The sequence below is a fragment of the Alteromonas sp. McT4-15 genome (assembly GCF_020515205.1).
Classification (GTDB): Bacteria; Pseudomonadota; Gammaproteobacteria; order Enterobacterales; family Alteromonadaceae; genus Alteromonas.
Window position 1 is genome coordinate 95,789 of record NZ_JAJALG010000003.1, and the last position, 21,424, is coordinate 117,212.

The window sequence follows — 21,424 nt, forward strand, 5'->3', positions numbered from 1 at the left end:
CTTCAGTTGATTCCATTAAGAATTCGAATAGCATCTTTTTTATTAGTATACTTTTCGCTCGAAAGCTCTTCATACCTAAAGCTTTCTTTTCGCAAAGAAGGAATATAAGTTAGCCTATCTCCTGTAGGCAGTATTAGACATGTTGGATCCAAGAGCTCATTTGTCAGAATTAGGTAATCAGGGCCCGCATAAGAATGGAAAGGCTTACATAAAGCAATTAATTCTTCAAAAAACGTAGGTGACAATGAGGGATGAAAACTGACTTTTTGCAGAAAGATCACGTTATTAAGACCGCTCATCAGCGCTATTATTGCCATATTGGTTATCGCTACCTCGTTATATTGAAGAGGCGCAGTAACATCTAAAAAGTTACCTGGAGCAATAACATGTAAGCCTTCGATAGGCATTATGAAGTTGTTCTGTTCAATATCTCTTACAATATTACACGTGTTTTTTCCAACAACACGTCTCGGGTTGTGTTCATCTACCCAGTTCAGTGTTAGGTGTTGGTGTGCATTCTCCCTTTCAAGAGTAGCTAGTTGGGTCAATACCGTTGAGACTGGCTCTGGCTTATTGCTGTGCTCGATGGAAAACGGAATAAGTTGCCACATTTCCTTAAGCCTATTTGTACGGCGAATACCTGAAAAAGGGGATATATTGTCGAAACCATATTGGTAGTTTTCTATCGTTAGATGAATATCCGATACAGTCCGCCGCCAACTGTTAAGCACAGCATTTGCAGTCGACACTACAACGTCATTATCATTTATATTCAACAACTTACTAAACATACTATTAACGTAGTTTAGTGTTCCATTAAGATAGTAGAACGCGAGTGATTTTCCTCGTCGATAAGAAGCAACAATAAACTCTCTTTGATCAGAAATCATCTGCGCGACATCTTCAACCGTCTCGAAGGATCCATCTAGTAAGCGAGTCAGCGCGGACAACTCTTCCAGCAAACTGTGTGTACTGTACTTTTCATCAAAATGTTGGACAAACTGAAGGTTAAGTTTTGAAGAAAATGCATCGCTAACAAGTGTATTGATTGCAAACGCTTTTTGTTCTGAAGTTGCACTGACTAACATTAGCGCCTTGTCTAATGGTTGCGCTCCAGTAATTCTGGCTCCATCATTCAAATTGTAGACATCTACCTTTGCTTTTGTAAACGTAAGCTCTAGAACACTTTTTGATACCTTAAATTCATATTTTGTCTTTACCCACGGCTTAAAATTCCCTGGGATGACAAGTGACATAGAATGATTATCTGCATAGCGATAAAGTTCCTTACCCTCGCCGTCGTAATATCCCGAAGAACGAGAGTGATGATAAGTGTCACTGACAAACCCCATATCGGTCCCAAACAAATAAATCTGCTTAAATCCAATTGTGGTTACTAAATCAGATACGAAATTTGTTACTGTAGGATATGCATGTTCGAGTAATGCAAAAGGATGTTTCTTATCGAGTTCTGTAAGCGATACTGTAGACGCTTCGCCTTGTTTGAAAGCAAGTAAGGTACGCTTGAATAAAGAGGTTGTATCGGGGTGAATACCATTGCAACTCAATAGCGTGATGTTCCTCAAATATTCACTATCTTCAATGCGAGAGAGCCAGTCGAATGTGGAACGGTTGGTTTCTATCTCTGCGTGAAAATCAGGCGTTATTCCATTATTGTAGAGTGATTGCAGCGCTGTACCACATGAAATGACGATAGCCTTGTCACTCTCCAGTTTCAACGTATCAATCAAACCATCCAACGAAGGACCATTTCCCACGACAAACACAGGCACTTCGAGTACTTCTTGGGGAAGCTTCTTGCGCGTATTAGCCAATAGAAAGGGAATATTCTTCTCTAGTGCTGTGTGCGTGTGAGCTATACCAAAATTGGCGTTGTCAAAATAATCTCCCATGGCAATTATGACTAATAATTGCTCTCTCAATTGAGCCACAGCATCTGTTAATTTATCATTTACGTAAGTTTGATAAAAAAACGTGTTGGCCAGCATATAAGGTCCAACAGTTTGAAATTGAACAAGGAGATCGTTTGTTAAATTAGAACCATCGTCGCCTATATTCAGATATAAGCGCTTTTTGCCTTCATCGAAAGTTTCAATAATTTTAGCCCAGTCGATAGCATATAAAGAGGCATAGAAGAAATCTTTGTTTGGTTCACAAATGAAAAGCATACCAGTATCATGATTGCTCATTAATGCTTCTACAGAGTAGCCACTTCCGATACCAAACATGATTAGTGATTTAACATGCTCAGGCAGTTCTCCCTGCTCTTCGTTTACTCCCTTAATAATCGATTCACACGCTTCTACTAGCTGATAATGAAGATACCCCTTTAGCTTTTTCCCCTTGTAGCTCAGTAACAACCCGTCCTTATTTGGTTTTCTCGAAAACAACTCAAAACTAGTATTGGCCTCACTTTTTGGCGATATGGAAAAAAGGCTATGTGTGTTTATATGTACAACATTAACTGTACCATCACTACTTGCGACAGGGCGCCAACGCTGTGGCGTATATGAGGAAAACTCTTCGTAAAGATCTGGAAAGTACTTTTTCAACGCGTTTAAGTTTGCGAGCTTGCATTTTTCGTCTAAAAACCGCTCATCAAACCCATACTGACTATTAAGTGGCGCCCAAATAGGAAGATAACTTTCATTCAACGATGTAGTTGCGCTCTTAGGTATCCATCCTTGTAACTCTGACCAATTACTAGTGTAGAGCTTCTCCTCCAAACTATTAAAAACTGGGAGGTTGAAGTGCTTATATAGCTGAATTTTATTAACACCTACATGGGCAACAAGCTCGTTTATATCACTAACAAAATTCGTTGCATCAGCGCCTATTTGCAAGTAAAGCGCAACCCCCTCTTCCTTCGCTTTTTGAAAAATAGACTGCCAGGGAATACAAGACAATGAGCATATGAAATAGTCTACGTTAGGTTCATACACCACAATATGTTTATAGTTAGTTGCTTCGACTAAATGCTCTAGATGGTGTCCTAAGCCTAAACCCAAACAAACTATTGCTTCCATCATCTTGGGCTTTTCGAAATTGGTGGCTGACAACTCAACCGGTGAGAAGCGCGAAAGATAACTATCAAGATGAGACAGAACTTCTTGTTTTGGGTGAGCACCATAGAGTACTTGCCCACTATTGAAGTTCACAATATTAAGTTCTTTATGTTTATTGCATAATAACGTAGATACTGACGCGTCTCGTTTTTTTACCACGTCAGCAAGTGTTGGTATAAAGCGCTCAAACGCACCAAAGCTTAGCCTGTAATTATCACTAATTTGTTGTGCAAGTGCTCGTTCTATATCTTGCTGCGTTTGTTCATCTTCATGAACATGAAACTGAATTTGCTGTAACATAGCTATTTATATTTCTTTACGGCTGCGCGGCCTCTAGAAAACTTGACCGCTTCATCTTTTGCATTTTCTAGCAAGCCTTGCGCCAGCTCCTCAAGCTTTTGATTTATCGCAATTTCATTTCTAGAAAAAGCTTTTTTTGCGTCTCCGTCAAGACGCGATAGCGCGCGAACGACAACTTTATGACGGATTTGGGATAAGTATCTGAAACGTTCCGTAGAAAACGCTTCAATATCGGAGGACAAACAAGCAGACAACTCTGCGTTGACTGCTTGAAGGAAAAGTGGTGTGTATTCGTGGTTTAAAATTGAGTTTTTCAAACAGCTTGTCGTTTTTGACGCTGGGCTTCGTACGCTTCCTGCTTTGCTTCTTCAGGAATTTGTACCCACGCGTCTCGAATGGGTGTTAACAGGCTAGACACTTCATCTAAAATATTCAAGTTGTTGTTTATGTGCGCTTCGCTCAATCGTTCTACCATGTAGTTGTATAACGCAAACATGTTTTCTGCAACCTCACCACCCGCTTCAAGATCAAGCGTATCTCTCAAGTGCATAATAATGGCGCTTGCTTTAGAAATGTAGTTAGCTTTCTCGACAAAGTCTTTACGTTCCATTGCGCCTTTCGCGTACGCGATACGATCAAGCCCACCTTGCAACAACATTAATGTCAGTTTATGCGGATCAGCATTGGCAACATCTTGTTTAAGATTTCCTTTGCGATACGCGTTAATACCCTTAAGTGACATAATATCTCCAACTCTTTTCTATCTACAGCGACGCTAATAACGCAGAGCCAGTTTGGTTTAACTGAGCAACGGTTTGGTCAAGATTCAAATACTTGTCACGAAGAATATCTTCGTAACTTAACATGCGTAATTCCAATGTTTCACGTTCGTCAAAGATCTCATCGCGAGTATCTTTTGCAGAGCGCTCTCGAAGACTAATCAAACCACTGTACGACGTGTACTCTTTCGAAAATTCGTATAATCTTGTGGCGATACCTTCGTCATCATCAGTAAATAACTTGGCGATTTCATCGAAGTTATCTTCTAGCGCGTCTTCTAAACGGTCTTCACCCGAGCCCAAACCAAAGTCAGTTGTTCCGATCTCAAGTTTACCGTCACTATCAAATTCAATACCAACTTGAAATAAGCCCCCTAGCGCGGACGCGCTAACGTTGTCACCAATGATTGATGCTAAGCCGGTTTGGATACCTCGTAATAAAGAGTCACCCGCTAGCGCACCATCTTCTTCAAGCTCTGATTCACCGTAACGCGTTAACGTCTGTATTTCGTCTATTAATGAATTGTAGTTATCGACAAAATCACGAATCTTTTTATCTAAACCGTCTTTGTCGTAACCAATATTGAGTTTCGTAGCGAGAAAGTCGCCCACAGAATCTTTCGGTGACACTTCATTGACTTCAAATGACACGTTTTGAATGGTGTTCTCAAATTCATTTGAGCTACTTTGCACCTCTATACCATCGACATACGCGATAGCATTTTTGGCTCCTTCGATATTCGCTGCACTGATGTTTGCCGTACCGCCAGTGGTAGATAATCTATCTAACTCTGCAGCTCCTGTGTCATTGGTAATAACAAGATCGTTGCCGTCGCCAGTTTCACTTGAAGAAAACACTAAGCGAGGTCCCGCAGCAGTTCCGGTATCAATAATATTGGCAGTAACACCAAAGTTATCATCAGCGTTATTAATCGCTTCTCGAAGCTGGGTTAGCGTCATGCCAGCCGACACATTAATAGTAAAGCTCTCACTACCGCCCACATCAAAGGTGAGTGAGCCCGTGCCGGATGAAAGCACCGAATCGCTGCTTGAAGTAAATGCACCGTCATCTGTTGTTATACGGCTACCAGACGCCAATTGCTCGACGACTATCTCGTAACTCCCCCTTAAAGCGGAGTTAGATGCCTCAGCAGATAATACATCGTTGTCTTCGGAAGGATTGGTAATAGTCGGTTCACGACCATTAATGCCGTTGTCACTTCTTAACTCGTCAACAGCATCTTTGAAGTCAGACAATTTAGATTTAATTTGACCGAGGCCAGAAATTTCAGCCTCGTTGCGCTCTTCTTTTGCATTAAGACGCGCCTCTTTAGGCTGCCTTTCTGCATTCAAAAGCTGCTGCACAAGATCATCAAGGGCCAAGCCCGATCCTACACCTAGAGACTGAATTGTCATACATTACCTCATTAAACCTGATTGTTGATAAACACTCCCACGCTGTTCCCAACATCCTGTTGTAATTCTTGGATACGCTCGGCAAGTTTTAGTACTTCCTCGGAAGGAATTTGCCGTATCACATCACCAGATGATGAATCTTTTACCGTTACCACAGAGCGATTTGTATTTTCATCTATGGTAAACGCTAAATCACGATTCTGAACTTTCAAGAATGATTCAACTTTAGCGACAGCTTCTTCAAGCTGGGCGCCATTTCTCTCACTATCTTCTATATCGGCTTGTCGATTAGAAGCTTGAGATAAATTTTTACTGTCGACCGCCGAATTAGCTGTGTTCCGCTCAACAGCTACATTTGCACTTTGCTTTTGTTGAGACAGTGATTGTTCGCGAGAAGAGTCTACCTCTGGTGATCCTTCTGTCTCAACGCGAACCGGCGCAACAGCGTTATTTGGCGCTACTGATGTAACCGATGCAAAAGCTTGGCCATTTTGGGTATTTTGAATTTCCACCTAATACCTCCTTACTGAAACGACAAAACGGGTACTTGCTCAAAAAGCAAACACCCGTTACATCTCAATTAAGGTAACTAATATAGTATAGCTTATCCAAGCAACGACAACGCAGTTTGCGGACGCTGGTTTGCCTGGCTGAGAACTGAAACAGATGCCTGCTGAATAATCTGGTTTCTAGTCAGTTCAGCGGTTTCTGTTGCAAAGTCAGTATCTCTGATTTGTGAACGCGCTGAAGACAAATTCTCACTAATATTACTTAGATTACGAATAGTTGATTGGAAACGGTTTTGAAGCGCACCCAAATCAGCACGAACCGCACCAATACCCGAGATTGCACCGTCGATATCAGAAAGCAATGACGAAGCGCCAGTTGCAGTTGAAACATCGTTGCTTGTAATACCAAGACCAGTTGCGCTAAATCCGCTAATTGAGCCTAAGTTTGTAGACGACAAATTAACAGAGATTGTTTGACCTTCGTTCGCACCAACTAGGAACTTCGCAGAGAAGTTACCATCAAGTAAGTTAACGTTACCAAACTGCGTATCCGTTGCGATACGCGAAATTTCAGTACGAAGCGCAGACACTTCTTTTTGAAGCGCCAGACGGTCTGCAGAGCTGTTGATACCATTTTGTGATTGAACAGCTAGAGTACGGATACGCTGTAAGCTAGTTGTTACTTCGCTTAGTGCACCTTCAGCCGTTTGTGCTAATGAAATAGCGTCATTGGCGTTACGCACAGCTTGGTTAAGACCTTGCACCTGTGATGTAAGACGATCTGAGATTTGAAGACCAGCGGCATCATCTGCAGCACTGTTAATACGGAATCCCGATGAAAGTCTTTCAAAAGATGTGTTTAGACGATCATTAACGTCAAAAAGCTGACGCTGTGCATTAATCGAAGACACATTAGTATTTACAAATAAAGACATTAGATTACCTCCTAGGGATTCGATGGCCGTTGTGGTATCATCAAACCCTTCCAGTTCAAATTAGCTGGGTCACTACTCCCTGCTAACTCCTCTCGTAAAAGTAAAGTAAATTACCCCTCAACAATAGGTATCGGCCAACCCTTTAGGTTCTTTAGCTTTTTTTTCTATTTTTTTGAAAAATAATCACAAAAACAACATAAACAATTGATTTAAAACAATTAATTATTTTAATTTTTTTGATGAGATAATGGAGTTTGTGCAACAAGTTTGAAAAAAAGCATGCGAAAAACCCAACGCCCAAAACGCTTTTGCGTAAAACAGACTATTATCAGGTGTGTCCCGTTTAGGCGTTGAAAACGAGAATTAGATTGCTACGAGAAAAAGGTCGACGAGTTGATGAATGAATCACAATGTTCTTGTATCCCGCGCGCTCAGAGATAACCTTTCAAAAATATCAAAGTTGGCACTAAACATGCTAAGTAATATTTGAACACACAGTGTTGCTCAGCTTGTGTTTGAAATTGACGGGATGTTTCGGTAAGAATAAAAAAAGGCCGAGACAATTTATCTCGGCCAATTTGCTCACGTTAGGAGATTGAGCAAATTCAGTTTCTGTCGGCTGGCAGGGTTTAAGTAGGATAAACTGGCCTCTCAACCAACACTTCTACACTCTCAGTCCTGTTAGTCGGCGCTTTCTTTAAAGGGGCGGCCCTATGGCCGCCAACCTTTGTGGGGGATGGCCTCTCAACTCCTTCCCAAATTAACGCCTACGTAATTAACCTAGTAGTGACAATGCTGCCTGAGGACGCTGATTCGCCTGGGCAAGAATAGTTGTACTTGCTTGCTGAAGAATCTGGTTACGGCTTAATTCTGCCGTTTCAGTGGCAAAGTCTGCATCTTTAATTCGTGATCTTGCCGCAGATACATTCTCAGAGATATTGCTCAGGTTACGAATTGTTGACTGAAAACGGTTTTGTAATGCGCCGAGGTCAGCTCGCAAGCCACCAATAGCCGATATCGCTGAGTCAACTGCAGTCAATAGGCTTGACGCAGAACCTTCGGTTAACACGTTGTCGGTGGTAATGCCCAAACCAGTAGCACTAAATCCGTTTACACCTGCACGCGTCAATGCATTGGTAGACAAATTAACAGAGATGGTTTGACCTGCGTTCGCACCAACAAGGAATCTCGCTGAAAAATCACCAGACAGTACGTTTACACCTGCGAACTGTGTGGTCGTTGAAATACGTGAAATCTCTGTACGCAGTGCAGAAACTTCTTTTTGCAGCGCGACACGGTCAGCAGAGCTGTTAATACCGTTTTGAGATTGGATGGCCAACGTACGAATACGTTGAAGTGCTGTCGTTGTTTCTTGCATTGCACCTTCTGCGGTTTGCGCAAGTGAAATGCCGTCGTTCGCGTTACGCACAGCTTGGTTCAACCCCTGAACCTGAGATGTCATACGGTCAGTAATTTGTAGACCAGCAGCATCATCCGCTGCACTGTTAATTCTGAAGCCTGATGAAAGGCGCTCAAACGCGGTGCTTAGATTGTTGCCAGTAGTGAATAATTGACGTTGTGCATTCAATGAAGACACGTTGGTATTTACAAATAGACTCATGGGTCTCTCCTAACAGTTTTAAGTGTGCGCTATTATTTTTATTGTTTGCGCATTGGATTTAAATATTTGGCATAGCCTGTGCTTTATTTACCAGTGTCAGAGTAAATCTGACGTTTTATCGGCACACTACCGATGAAACTTGCTAAAAAGAGAATTTACTTCTCTTTGCTGGCTGGTGGGTTTGTTGTTCCAGAACCTCAAACCTCTCACTACCTCCTGGCTTCATTCTCGCCGGTCAGCAGCTCCACCCAACTTCAGCAAACCTTCTTATTTATCGACATAAAAACAAATTTCCTTTAATAATATTTGAAATTAATTTTTACACCTTTAAAGCACTGTTTTTCCTAACTTTAATGAACACCTAAATTGAAATTAAGGTGCAAAGTTTTGTTGCTTTACGTGCATTAGAATTATTATTGTTTGCACCAGAAGATAAAAAACATCTTTACCTCCCCTTTGTAATAGTTATCGTCACATCAGGGAATTTCCTTTAGCGTTTTTTTATGTTTTTTGACGCGCCTTTCGAAGAAAGAATAAAGTAATTAAATTTCAGATAGTTACAAGGAACTGAGGAAGAGTTGAATGGCAGAAACCGATGTATTTGTTAGAAAAAAGTCAAAAAAAAGCTGACACTTCATGAGTGTCAGCTTTTGAGTTATCTCGTGGAACAGAGCACTACCTCCTGGCTCCACCCTCGCTAACGCGCTTATCCAAGAAGCTGTAACGCAGCCTGTGGACGCTGATTAGCCTGAGACAATACAGTTGTACTTGCCTGCTGGATAATCTGATTACGCGTCAAGTTAGCCGTTTCTGTTGCAAAATCAGTATCTTTGATCTGAGAGCGGGCTGCAGATACGTTTTCTGATATGTTGCTCAAGTTACGAATAGTTGACTGGAAGCGATTCTGAAGTGCACCAAGGTCGGCACGCAAGCCACCGATTGCAGAAATAGCACTATCAACCGCGGTCAGCATGCTTGATGCATTGCTTTCGCTTAGAACGTCTGCACTTGTCACACCTAGGCCTGTTGCACTGAAGCCACTTACACCAGCACGGGTAAGCGTACCAGAAGACAAGTTAACAGAAATAGTTTGACCCGCATTGGCACCCACTAGGAATTTAGCTGAAAAGTCACCCGACAATACATTTACACCAGCAAACTGGGTAGTTGTAGAGATACGTGAAATTTCAGTACGCAACGCAGACACTTCTTTTTGAAGCGCTACACGGTCAGCAGAGCTGTTGATACCGTTTTGCGACTGGATAGCCAACGTACGGATACGCTGTAGTGCTGTTGTAGTTTCTTGTAGTGCACCTTCTGCAGTTTGCGACAGTGAGATCGCATCGTTTGCGTTACGAACCGCTTGGTTAAGGCCTTGCACTTGTGAAGTCATACGATCGGTAATCTGTAGACCTGCAGCATCATCAGCAGCGCTGTTGATACGGAAGCCTGAAGATAGACGTTCGAAAGACGTGCTCAAAGAATTGCTCACATCAAAAAGCTGACGCTGGGCGTTCAATGAGGATACATTGGTATTGACGAACATAGACATAAAGTCTCTCCTACACTCTCAGTCCAGCTGGTGCTGGCAGTCGGACATACCGACGTTTTGTTTTAGTAGTCACCAACACCTGAGGGGTAATTGATGAACTGGCTCTCTCAGAATCTATATCGACAAGATTTAACTTCCCTTTAGAAAAAATTACGAAAATTGCCGAAAAGCGGTAAGGTATTGCCGTAAGGAAATAGATATTTCTTGGTTAAGGGTCAGATTTTTAAAGGAGATTTCGATGTTTGACAAAATTCAGTTCGAAAAACCTGTACGCATTTCTAAGCCAGCAAAACACGCAGCATTTACCGATTTGCACGACAATCCTTTTGACGATTCTCATAAAACGTTATTTTGCTGTTATCGAGAAGCGCAAGATCATGTCAGCCCTGACGGAAGGATCCGAATACTTACTCTTGATAAGACGACATTCAACGTTATTCGACACACTAGGTTATCGCTGCCAAAGTATGATTTGCGTGACCCGAAGTTTTCATTTGATGGGCAAAGGTTAATTCTTACTGCCTATGCCAAAACATTTTTAGAAGATGGAACCATGTTTACCAAAATGGTGAGCTTTTTCAGTACTACGGGAGAGTCGTGGTCGAGTAGAAATGAGTTTGGTGAGAGTCGATGGTGGCTGTGGAATCACACATGGTACAAAGAAGAAGCCTATGGCTTCGCTTACAATCGCCCTTCTGAATTTATTTCTCTTTTTAAAGGCGATCCAACACGCTCAATGCAAGCCTATAGACCCAATTTATTTGGTAGGAAAAAACAGGGAAAAGGATACCCTAACGAAAGTGCTTTTCTCATTGACGACGCTGGTACTGCGTCGGTCTTTTTGAGGCGCGATGCAGACACATTTAGTGCACAATTTGGCACAGCGGTGGCACCGTATGTGAATTGGCAGTGGTATGATTTAGGGATCTATATTGGTGGTCCGGCCGCTGTGGCACTTAAGGATGGTAACTTTTTAGTTGCCGGGCGACATATTGACTGGCAGGCTCGCAAGTTTTCCACTCGCCTTTGGCATTTTAATGCTGATACCAAAACGCTTCGTGAACTTGTGACCTTACCCAGTGCGGGTGACACTAGTTATCCTGGACTTGTGCTTGAAGGTGATACGTTATATTGCTCTTACTACTCTTGCCATATCGACAATGAAGCGCGTGTTTACATGATTAAAATAACTGGCGTAAACACGCTGTATTCGTAGGTTTATATGTAGTTGAATAGAGACAAATTGGTCACTTGGGGAAAAGTGGCCAATGCAGCACTCAATGCCGTTTCTTGCTTCGCAAACTCCGTAGAAGCCTCGGCATAGTCAATATCCTGAATCGAAGAACGTGCAGCTTTGGCTGCGATTTCCATATCTAAATTACTTTCGTAAGTACTTTCGGCAATATTGAGCCGACTACCGATAGATGCCCGTTCTAGTGAGATTTTCTCAAGCCCATTATCAAGGCCCACAAGCGCATCGGCGATAGACTCTTGCAGCGCGCTATTGTTAATAGTTGAGTCCATTAAAATAACTTGGATCTCATGAAGTGATTGCGCCACACTTTTCTTTTCTGGCGCATTGAGCGAAAAGTCTATGGTATCACCTGTAGTCGCCGTTGCCTCAAACTCCATACCTTTGATACTAAATGGTGTTCCGGACTGGTAATCAACGGTGTCAATTACTGCACCAGTGCCTTGATTTACCAGTTGTGCCTGCCCTGACGCTAAAAACGTAATTTGATAGTCGTTGTTAGCTGCGGTAACCGGGTCATAGTTTTTGTCGAAAAACGTATCAAACGTACCTTGCTGTTTTACTGTTGCGCTTTCTAAGTCAGCCACAGTGCTGCCAGTTACTGAAAATTTAAACCGCGAGAGTACATTTTCAAACACTTCATAGCCATTGCTGGTCGATTGAATTTTTGAGCTGTTCGACAATTGAATGAAGCTTACCCCGGGGTCGCCTGCAAAAGTAATCGCATTGCCAGTTGCAGCTGGGTTGTAATCAAACGCTTGGTTGCCTGACTGATAGCCCGCGTACAAGTAGTTACCATCTGCATCTTGCGTATTCATCAAATTGAACACTTCTAACTTAATTTGTTCAAGTTCAGCACCAATGGCACGTTTGTCAGGGTCTGAAAGAATGCCATTGCCCGCCTGTACGACAAGGGTTCTTGCCCGGTTAATTGAGTCAGTAATATTCGTTAATACCGCTTCTTGCTGTTCTAGCGAGCCAGTAACCAAATCGTTATTGCGTTGAAATTGACTCAATTCATCGATTTCTTCAGTGAGGCGAAGAACTTTCGCCGCGCCGACAGGATCATCACTTGGGGTAATAATGCGCTTTCCCGTGGCGAGCTGCTCTTGCGTTTTAGCAAGATCGCCTTGGTTGTTCATAATAGAACGCATGTTCTGATCATAAAGTTGGTTTGTTGAAATACGCATTACTCACCTACCTTGCAGATTGCAAAATGGTATTAAATAAATCTTGTGCCGTAGACAAAATACGAGCGGCGGCAGCATAACTTTGCTGATACTTTATAAGATTCGCAGCTTCTTCATCTAGACTCACGCCCGATACTGACTCAAACCAGTTTTGAGACTGAACTTTCATTGCCTCAGCTGACGCCAGTGATACATTCGCCATCGCTGTATCTTCACCAATACGCCCAACCATAGAAGCATAAGCATCTTGAAAGGTGCGTGGCGTATTTGTTGACTCGCTACTTACTTGTACGTTGTTGGCATTTTGCAGTGCAGCTAAACTTAGTGCATTGCTGTTGTCGTTAAAACCGTCGGTATTATAGCCAATAGAAAAACTATCCCCAGCACGCGGCAAGCCGTCGAGGCTTAGATCATACCCAGGGTAATCAGTCAGACCGGCAAAACCCGCTGGCCAAGTACCACTATTTTTCGCTTGCTCAATCAAGTTATTCAGATCAGTGGCCCCTGTTACCGTCGCAATCGTCGCCCCCGTGCCATCGAGTACATCATAGGTATTTGCAGCAGTAAACACGATTTGTGCAGGTGCCGCAGTGTCGAGGCCACCCGCACCATCAAACGCAGAACGGTCGGTGCCCGCGCCCACAGTGGTATTTGTCACGGTAACATCAATGACGTTTGCACTACCTAAGTTCGTATCGTCGGCGCCAGCGCGAACTGGGTTTGCAAAGGCTAGATCTTCAGGACGGTTCGTTGCAAGCGTTATGCTTGATGCAACCGTCTTAGTGGGCTGAATCAAAAATTCATTGCCTATGGCATACGTCGACGTCCCTGAGAAGTCGACTTCGATACCACCTGGCAGTTCATTAAATCCAGTGGTTACAGCAAAATTTGAATAAATAATATCATTGCCCGATGCATCTTTTTTTGGTGTTCCGTCTGAATTGAGCAAGGTAATTTCAATTTCACTCGGCACACCTGCTGCCACGTTTGTCACCTCTATGCGATAGTCTGCGTCAGTCAGTTCAGCGCCTTGACCTTCTGTAATTTGCGCGGTTACAACATAGTCACCAGTAGTGCCTTCGTATGCTAAACCTGGGAATGTAGGAATAGTGAAAATATCTCCACCTAACTGGCCATCTAGGTCCATCCCAAGCTTATTTTGGGTATTCATCGCATCAGCGAAGGCTACTGACAACTGCCCCACATCACGCATTGCTGGGCCTAGCACTTCGTCACGGTAGCGGAACAATCCGCCCATACTTCCGCCCAAGTCACTTTCCACGATGCGCACCGACGCGTCGGCTTTGGTATTTGAACCAAAATCAGTTTCTAGCTTTAACTGCTTAAAGTTTAGGTCAGCGTTGCTATTTAGCTCAAACAAATTAAACGCGCCGTTTTCAAGTACAAGTGACTCTCCTGATGTCAGGTTAATGGTTACGGCACCATTTTGGCTTTGACTTTCTTTTACTGAAATCCCCATGATTGAGGCGAGTTCATCAATCGCTTTGTCTCGTTCATTAAGCAGTGCACTAGGCTGGTCGCTGGTGTTGTTACCATTCGCGATGACAATATTTCGGTTAAGATCACCGATATTTCCAATCAAGGTATTGGCACGATTGATCAAAGAAGTAAATTCTAAGTTGAGTTCTTCTTCCTTCTCTATCATGTAATCAGAAAGCGTCTTCATTCGGTTGTACAGCGACTCAGACTTACCCAGCACCTGCTCTCTGGAGGCGAGATTGGTAGGGTCGTCAGCTGCAGTTTGTAACGCCGAAAAGTATTCAGTCAGCCCTTTTGATATAGAATTGGCCTCACTGGCAAGCAAGTTGTCTATGGCGGTTGTCTTTTGAGAAAATGATTCCAACTCTCCCACAGACGTAATGTCTCTTCGCAGCTGATTTTGGGCAAAGACATTGATGATACGTTCAGTATTACCAATTTCTACACCAAACACACCGCTGTTTTTAATTTCTGTGCGCTCGCGAACATACCCCGGCGTATTCACATTGGCAATGTTATTACTGGTGGTCTGAAGCAGCTTGCTACTGGCATTAACACCACTTGTCGCTATAGAAAATAAATCAACCGAATTCATTTTGATCTCTCCATCCCTATGGCATTAGCGCACTGAGTCGGTCGCTGTGATAAACGGCCATTATCTTGTTCGCGTATTCTGGATCGGTAGCGTAACCAGCGTCTTGTAGTGCTTGTGTGTACTGGCGCGCATCAGAGGCCTGCTCTACCGCTCGATTATAACGAGGCTGTGATGTAATGAAGCGCCCATAATCTTCCATCGCCTCTTCTACAGAGCCGTAAGAACGAAATGCCGCTTTTTGTTTTTGAGCGATGCCGTTATTAAACTCAAGGGTATCTACAACCGCTTGCTCACCTTGCCATTGGGCGTTTGCTTTTATGCCAAACAAGTTGTGAGAACTTTTTCCGTCAGCGGTATGGATAACAAATTTTCCCCACCCTGTTTCAACAGCAGCCTGCGAAATAATTGCTTTGGGATCCATTCCATACTTGTCAGCCACTTTCTGTGCCATTGGCATGAGACTTTCAACAAACTGTTCTGGGCTTTCAAACATCGCATCTTTACGCGCAGACTGAGTGCGAATAGAGCGTGAATTTAGGGCGAGATCTTGCGCTTGCTCAATGTACTGTGCACGTTCGCGATTTAGTGATGACAAATTACCATCACTACGAATAACGCTCGATGGCGTATAACTATCTTCGGTTTGCCCTAACTGCTTAACAATCACGTCAGCAAGCCCTAACCCACCATTAGCCGTCAAGTCAGCAGCAAGCTGCTGGTCATGCATGTCGCGATAGAATTTTACTTGTTGAGAATTAAACGGGCTATTTTCATCAGCGAGTGCGTCTTGTGCTTTACGCATAGACTTCAACATCATCTGCACGAATATAGCTTCGAATTGCTCAGCGGCTTCTTGCAATACTTTCTCATCGCCAGACGCTATTGCTTCGCGCATTTTGTTAATGCTACCTAAATCGTGAACATTGCGAGCCATGTCCAATTGATTTTTAGTACTGAGCGCTTCCATCATGCAGCTTCCTAAATAATGACCAGTTCGCCGCGTAGGGCACCGGCCTGACGCAAAGCTTCAAGAATTGCCATCAAATCACCAGGTGCCGCTCCGACTTCATTGACGGCGCGAACAAGCTGATCCAATGTGACGCCTGGTTCGAACTTGAACATGCGACTGTCAGCCAAATCAACATCTACAATCGACTGTGTAGTAATCGCGGTTTGTCCTTCACCGAAGGCATTGGGCTGCGAAACCTGCTGATTTTCGGAAATTGTGACGGTAAGCCCACCGTGCGTGATGGCTGCAGGCAACAAACGAACGTCGCTTCCAATGACAATAGTGCCTGTTCGACTATTGATAACCACACGCGCAGGCGCATCCGCTGGCGTGAAGTCAAAGTTCTCAAGGGTTGCTAAAAAACCAACGCGTTGGCCTGCGTCTCTAGGTGCAGTTACTCTTACTGAAGCGGCATCAATGGGCTTTGCAATAACATAACCATTCTCAGGCTGCGCACCCAATCTTTCATTGATGGTGTCAGCTAGCGCTTTAGCAGTGGAAAAATCAGGATAGTGAAGATTAAGCGTCAAATAATCCCCATTGGCAAAGCCACTTGGCACGCTTTGCTCTACCATGGCTCCATTGGGAATGCGCCCAACCGTTGGCGTATTTACAACGATTCGAGAACCATCACCGCCTTCTGCACCGAAACCGCTTACCACCAAACTCCCCTGTGCCACGGCATACACTTTGCCATCAACACCGCGCAGGAAAGTTTGTAACAACGAGCCACCTTGCAGACTTTTCGCTTGACCAACTGAGGATACAGTTACATCAATGGTTTGACCGGGTTTGGCGAAAGCGGGCAAATTAGCATGTACCGCCACCGCGGCAACATTTCGCGTATTAGGTCGCGTGTTGGCATCCATCCGTATACCAAAATTAGCCAACATGGTTCTAAAACTTTGCTCAGTAAAAGGGTTCTGTTCGCCAGTGCCTGGCAAGCCGACAACCAAACCGTAACCAATTAACTGATTTGAACGAACACCCTGAATGGATGCTACGTCTTTAATACGCTGTGCATTAGCGCTATGAATGCAGCCTACACACATGCACAGTGCTATCGCGAAAAACGAAAAATAACGCATAACTACACTCTCCACGTTAAAGTGGCCACCAAGATGAATCGAAGAACTTTGCCAACCAGCCCTTTTCTTGTGCTCTTGCAAAGGTACCAGTGCCGCTGTATTGAATGCGCGCATTGGCAATTTTGGTAGACTCTATTTGATTGTCAGGGTTGATATCTAACGGACGAATCACACCTGTAAGACGGATATATTCATCTCCGTGGTTAAGGGTCATCCATTTCTCACCGCGCACAACTAAGTTTTTGTTGGGGAGCACATCGACAACTGTTACCGAGATAGCGCCTTGAAGGCTGTTGGTCTGATTGGCCGCAGCATCACCCGAAAAGTCATTCGACGAATCAAGACCAAATTGAATGGACTGATTGCCTATGTTAATGGCGTTGCCCGCTAACCCCGTAATCGGTTGCAGGTCTGCTGTTGTTTCACGCGATGTGGTCGTGTTAGCCGATTTCGTTGCCGCCGTATTCTCGCTTAGTACCACGGTAATAATGTCACCTACTTGACGTGCGGTAACATCCGAATACAAGCTGTTAGCCAGATGAGGTCTAAACAAGGAGCCGTCTTCAATAACGGTTTCTTCCGGATAATTCGGCACGACAGGCGCATAAAACGGGTCATTCGCCTGAACGCGCTCATCAGTAGTACTCTGACAGGCGCTAAGCAGTGAGCAAAGCATAATGAAAATGGCGCAACGCATTTCAACCTACTCCTACAGCTGTTGAATAACTTGACCAAGCATCTGATCAACAGAGGAGATAACTTTCGAGTTCATCTCATAAAGACGTTGGCTTTCAATAAGGTTTACCAATTCTTCTGTCACGTTTACATTCGACGTTTCCAGCGTACCCTGAGAGATCATGCCAAGACCCTGCAAACCGGGGATGCCTTGTATAGGCGCACCACTTGATGCCGTTTCAACGTAAAGATTTTGCCCAGTGGGTTGCAAACCAGTTGGGTTGACAAAGTCGGTCACATTCAACTGTCCAAGTAGCTGAGGCTCTGCTTGTCCTCGAATACTTACGCTGATCTGACCGTCTTGTGAAATCGTGATTTGCTGCGCATCAGGAGGGATCGTGACTTGAGGTTGTAACAAGTAACCTGCACCTGAGGTAACAATTTGTCCTTGGTCGTTTAGACTAAATTGCCCATTACGGCTGTACGCTAATGTGCCATCTGGCTGAAGTATTTCGAAATAGCCACGGCCTTGTATAGATAAATCTAACGCATTTTCGGTTGTTAGTAGATTCCCTTGCGTATGTGCTTTTTGCGTAGAAACCACTTTCGAACCTGAACCTAGCATTAGTCCCGAAGGCAGCTCAGTATCTGCTGACGAACGGCCACCTGGCTGATTGATATTTTGATATAACAAGTCTTCAAACACGGCACGGTCTTTTTTAAAGCCAACCGTTGATGCGTTTGCCAAGTTGTTAGATACCACAGCAACATCAGTTTGTGCGGCATCAAGTCCGGTTTTACTAATCCACAGTGCTGGATGCATGTTAACCTCCGACGTTGCCTATCAAGCAACAAATCTTAAAATACGTTTACAGAATTCGTAGCAGCATGTTGCCGCGAGTATCTAATTCTTCCGCTTGCTTCATTACTTTTACTTGAAGCTCGTAATGGCGCTGAAGACTGATCATGTCGACCATTTCTTCTACGGCATTCACGTTCGACCCCTCTAGCATGCCTGACATCACTTTCACGTTAGCATTGGGATCTGCTATTGAGCCGTCTTCCATTCGAAAAAGACCGTCTCGACCACGCTCCATATCAGCGTAGTTAGGGCTGACAAGTTTCAGTCTACCCACCTCTTCAATAACGTTGGCGGGTGCGCCGAGTTGTCGCATAGACAATGTGCCATCAGAAGCAATATTCAAGTTGTCCAACGGCACTGGAAGAAAAATTGGACCGTTGTCGCCTAATACAGGGCGTCCTTGAACATCTGTCAAAATTCCGTCGTCGCCTAACTTGAAGTTACCATTTCGCGAGTACGCTTCTTGCCCGTTTTGGTCTTGAACCGCAAACCACCCGTCCCCTTGAATTGCAACATCAAGGTCGCGTTCAGTCTTGATCATCGGGCCAGACTCGTAATTATTTGAAGGGCTCTCTGTCATTGAAAATACTCGGGTTGGCAAGCCTTCACCGTACGCGGGCATTGACCTTGCCTGCTCTAACTGAGCACGAAAACCTGTAGTCTGCGCATTGGCTAAGTTGTTCGCGCGTACACCAGTACCTAAAAGATCTTGAGAAGCGCCACTTGCTGCGATGTAGAGAAGTTTGTCCATGACTGACTTTTGACTCTGATTAAACCTTACCCTTGATTTTGCAAAGGCAATGCCAATGTGTAGAGTTTGTAGCCAACAGGCTTATATGACGTTGTAGAGGTATGAAAAATATAGAAAAATAAAGAGGCCGCGCAGAGGCGACCTCGTGAAGTAATATGAATTTCGCCGACGAAAAAGCGCTTAATTATTGCCGCTTTTCTGCCGCCCTATCCGCCTATCGAATATTCAGGATAGTCTGGTTAAGCGAGTTGTTTACTTCAAGCGCTCGAGAGTTTGCCTGGAAGTTACGCTGAGCGATAATCATGTCGATTAGCTCAGTGGTCAAGTTTACGTTCGCTTGCTCTAGCGCTGATGAGTTAATTTCACCAAAGGTACCCGTGGTAGCTTCACCTGCTAGTGCCTCACCAGACAGAATACTTTCTTTCCACTGCGTGCTACTTTCCTGAGTAAGGCCCTGCTCATTAGAGAAGCGTACCAAGGCTACACGCACGATAGGTTCAGACGTACCGTTTGAGAAAGTTGCTCGCACAAGGCCATCTGGACCAATATCAATCCCCGTCAAACGGCCCACTGGCAAACCATCTTGCTCAAGAGACGTTACCTCGAATGCTGACGCGAACTGAGTAGGCTCATTCGGTGTTGCACCATTAACATCAAGGTTAAAATCAATGCTAATTTGTTGCGATGGATCTGAACCGTTCGCCAAAATAGTGGCACCAAGTGCCTCTGTTTGCATCTTGAAGTCTAGTGTTGCAGTACCATCTGGCGTTTCCATCCCAACAAAGTCACCACCTTGCGAGAAGATGAGCTTGGAGGCAGTCACTGCGTTACCCGTATTTGTCCCCAAAACGTTCACTGCCGTGGCAGGGTCAGTATCAGCGCCAGCAGAGTCGGTCATGTCAACCAAGGTATCGTCAACGGCTGTTGCAACATACCATTCGTTATCTACACCCGCGGTGCCGTCTTTAATAAAGTAGTATGTCATTACGTGGCTATCACCTAATGAATCGTACACTGTCACTGACGTTGCCGCGTTGTAAGTTAAGGGGTCTTCTGGGTTAAAATCTGCTGGATCAAGTGCTGAATCACCCGCCGGTAGGTTCATTCTAATATCGACTTCAGAAGTTTGCTGCGGCGAACCCGAAGAGTCAGGAATTCGCACGGGCTCAGTGGTACTTAATGCAACCGATGCACTCGTGCCATCAGCGTTCACTGGAAAACCTAGCAGGTTGTCACCATTACTGTTAACGACAAAGTTATCACTATCTAGCTTGAACTGGCCTGCGCGAGTGAAAGAAAAATCGCGAGAGGTTATTTCAGGTACAGTGGCAAAAAAGCCATTGCCGGTAATCGCCAAATCTAGTGAAGTATTGGTAAATTGCAAACTACCTTGTGAAAACTGCTGTGCAACTTCTTGCGTTAATACACCATCACCCACTTTGGTTTTACCACCCGCCAACAGTGATGCCGCATATACGTCACCAAACTCTGCACGTGATTCCTTAAAGCCAACTGTATTTACGTTTGCGATGTTGTTGGCGGTTACATCCAAATCTTTTTGTGCGGCAGATACGCCACTCAGTGCAATATTAAAAGACATTATTGATTCTCCTACTAACTGCCGATTTGAATGACGTCATCAAGATTGATACTGACATCACCATCCAAATTCAAAATTACGCCTTGACCACTAACGGCCAAACTGACACTTCCCACATGGCGGTTTACGGCTGTGTTCAACTGAACACCTTCACCGTTCAACTCACCGGTAGCATTGATTACATACTCGCCTGGGGTGACATCATTGCCATGCTTGTCTTTGCCATCCCATTCAAATTCGATGTTGCCAGCAGTTTGGGTGCCAGCATCAATTGTTTTAATTACTTCGCCGTATTGGTTTTCAATGGTAATTTTCATGTTCTGAACTGTCTTCTCGTTCACAACTACCCCTGAAATGCCGTCACCTTGATTTGCCATATAGCCCACGTTGCCTTGCACCAATACGTTTTGACCAATAAGGCTAGAGGCTTGAAGCGCTTGGTTTGATGTCATGGAAGCAGCGAACGACTCAAACTTTTCATTTAGCTGTGAAATACCATCAGCCATGGTAAAAGATGTCATCTGAGCAACCATTTGGTCATTGTCAACCGGTGCGGTCGGATCCTGATTGGCAAGCTGTTCAGTCAACATCGCGAAGAAATCTTCTTGCGATAGCTGCTGCTCAGTCCCATCGGCAATCTTCACCGTCTCTTCTTGCCAATACAAATCTGTATTTAAGCCGGTATTGTTTATGGTATTCACTGG

General features: G+C 44.1%; 18 protein-coding genes. 1 reads left to right on the top strand and 17 read right to left on the bottom strand.

The features are described 5' to 3' along the window. Positions 1 to 2 precede the first annotated feature (2 nt). The 8 genes from LHL20_RS03710 to LHL20_RS03745 form a co-directional block, all read right to left on the bottom strand. On the bottom strand, positions 3 to 3,386 hold the full coding sequence (locus LHL20_RS03710) for a motility associated factor glycosyltransferase family protein (protein WP_226432297.1): 3,384 nt from the start codon (positions 3,384 to 3,386) through the stop codon (positions 3 to 5). A 2-nt stretch (positions 3,387 to 3,388) separates the two neighbouring features. After that, entirely contained in the window at positions 3,389 to 3,703 is a 315-nt protein-coding gene (locus LHL20_RS03715; RefSeq protein WP_226432298.1) for a hypothetical protein, read from the bottom strand. Then, entirely contained in the window at positions 3,700 to 4,128 is a 429-nt protein-coding gene (gene fliS, locus LHL20_RS03720; RefSeq protein ID WP_159623557.1) for a flagellar export chaperone FliS, read from the bottom strand. The genes LHL20_RS03715 and fliS overlap by 4 nt, the downstream gene beginning before the upstream one ends. Positions 4,129 to 4,150: 22 nt before the next feature. Then, on the bottom strand, positions 4,151 to 5,581 hold the full coding sequence (gene fliD / locus LHL20_RS03725; RefSeq protein ID WP_202264121.1) for a flagellar filament capping protein FliD: 1,431 nt from the start codon (positions 5,579 to 5,581) through the stop codon (positions 4,151 to 4,153). A gap of 11 nt (positions 5,582 to 5,592) precedes the next feature. Further along, positions 5,593 to 6,093, bottom strand: a complete 501-nt coding sequence (locus tag LHL20_RS03730; RefSeq protein WP_202264119.1) for a flagellar protein FlaG — start codon at positions 6,091 to 6,093, stop codon at positions 5,593 to 5,595. A 92-nt stretch (positions 6,094 to 6,185) separates the two neighbouring features. Further along, the gene (locus tag LHL20_RS03735; protein ID WP_159623560.1) at positions 6,186 to 7,025 is read right to left on the bottom strand and encodes a flagellin N-terminal helical domain-containing protein; all 840 of its coding nucleotides are present in this window, start codon (positions 7,023 to 7,025) and stop codon (positions 6,186 to 6,188) included. A gap of 775 nt (positions 7,026 to 7,800) precedes the next feature. After that, a complete protein-coding gene (locus LHL20_RS03740; RefSeq protein ID WP_159623561.1) occupies positions 7,801 to 8,646 on the bottom strand; it encodes a flagellin N-terminal helical domain-containing protein in 846 nt (281 codons plus the stop codon). Between the two features lie 706 nt (positions 8,647 to 9,352). Continuing rightward, entirely contained in the window at positions 9,353 to 10,198 is an 846-nt protein-coding gene (locus tag LHL20_RS03745) for a flagellin N-terminal helical domain-containing protein (RefSeq protein WP_202264117.1), read from the bottom strand. A 238-nt stretch (positions 10,199 to 10,436) separates the two neighbouring features. Here LHL20_RS03745 and LHL20_RS03750 point away from each other — a divergent pair, with 238 nt between their 5' ends. Next, positions 10,437 to 11,414: a hypothetical protein gene (locus LHL20_RS03750; protein ID WP_226432299.1), complete on the top strand. Its 978-nt coding sequence runs from the start codon at positions 10,437 to 10,439 to the stop codon at positions 11,412 to 11,414. A gap of 2 nt (positions 11,415 to 11,416) precedes the next feature. Here LHL20_RS03750 and flgL read toward each other — a convergent pair whose 3' ends face one another. The 9 genes from flgL to LHL20_RS03795 all read right to left on the bottom strand — a co-directional run bounded on the left by flgL (position 11,417) and on the right by LHL20_RS03795 (position 21,421). Continuing rightward, entirely contained in the window at positions 11,417 to 12,640 is a 1,224-nt protein-coding gene (gene flgL, locus LHL20_RS03755; RefSeq protein ID WP_226432300.1) for a flagellar hook-associated protein FlgL, read from the bottom strand. Between the two features lie 7 nt (positions 12,641 to 12,647). After that, positions 12,648 to 14,735 carry a flagellar hook-associated protein FlgK gene (gene flgK, locus LHL20_RS03760; RefSeq protein ID WP_226432301.1) on the bottom strand — a complete coding sequence of 696 codons (2,088 nt, stop codon included), beginning with the start codon at positions 14,733 to 14,735 and terminating at the stop codon, positions 12,648 to 12,650. 16 nt (positions 14,736 to 14,751) lie between these two features. Beyond that, positions 14,752 to 15,702 (bottom strand): flagellar assembly peptidoglycan hydrolase FlgJ, encoded by a 951-nt coding sequence (gene flgJ, locus LHL20_RS03765; protein ID WP_226432404.1) that lies wholly within the window; start codon positions 15,700 to 15,702, stop codon positions 14,752 to 14,754. 11 nt (positions 15,703 to 15,713) lie between these two features. Continuing rightward, positions 15,714 to 16,832 carry a flagellar basal body P-ring protein FlgI gene (locus LHL20_RS03770; protein WP_226432302.1) on the bottom strand — a complete coding sequence of 373 codons (1,119 nt, stop codon included), beginning with the start codon at positions 16,830 to 16,832 and terminating at the stop codon, positions 15,714 to 15,716. 16 nt (positions 16,833 to 16,848) lie between these two features. Then, complete coding sequence (flgH, locus tag LHL20_RS03775) at positions 16,849 to 17,529, bottom strand: flagellar basal body L-ring protein FlgH (protein WP_159623570.1); 681 nt, start codon at positions 17,527 to 17,529, stop codon at positions 16,849 to 16,851. A gap of 12 nt (positions 17,530 to 17,541) precedes the next feature. Then, positions 17,542 to 18,330, bottom strand: a complete 789-nt coding sequence (flgG, locus tag LHL20_RS03780; protein WP_159623572.1) for a flagellar basal-body rod protein FlgG — start codon at positions 18,328 to 18,330, stop codon at positions 17,542 to 17,544. A 46-nt stretch (positions 18,331 to 18,376) separates the two neighbouring features. Continuing rightward, complete coding sequence (gene flgF / locus LHL20_RS03785) at positions 18,377 to 19,120, bottom strand: flagellar basal-body rod protein FlgF (protein WP_159623574.1); 744 nt, start codon at positions 19,118 to 19,120, stop codon at positions 18,377 to 18,379. A 214-nt stretch (positions 19,121 to 19,334) separates the two neighbouring features. Further along, entirely contained in the window at positions 19,335 to 20,720 is a 1,386-nt protein-coding gene (gene flgE / locus LHL20_RS03790; RefSeq protein ID WP_159623576.1) for a flagellar hook protein FlgE, read from the bottom strand. Positions 20,721 to 20,734: 14 nt separating this feature from the next. Beyond that, positions 20,735 to 21,421: a flagellar hook assembly protein FlgD gene (locus tag LHL20_RS03795; RefSeq protein WP_226432303.1), complete on the bottom strand. Its 687-nt coding sequence runs from the start codon at positions 21,419 to 21,421 to the stop codon at positions 20,735 to 20,737. Between the last annotated feature and the right edge of the window lie 3 nt (positions 21,422 to 21,424).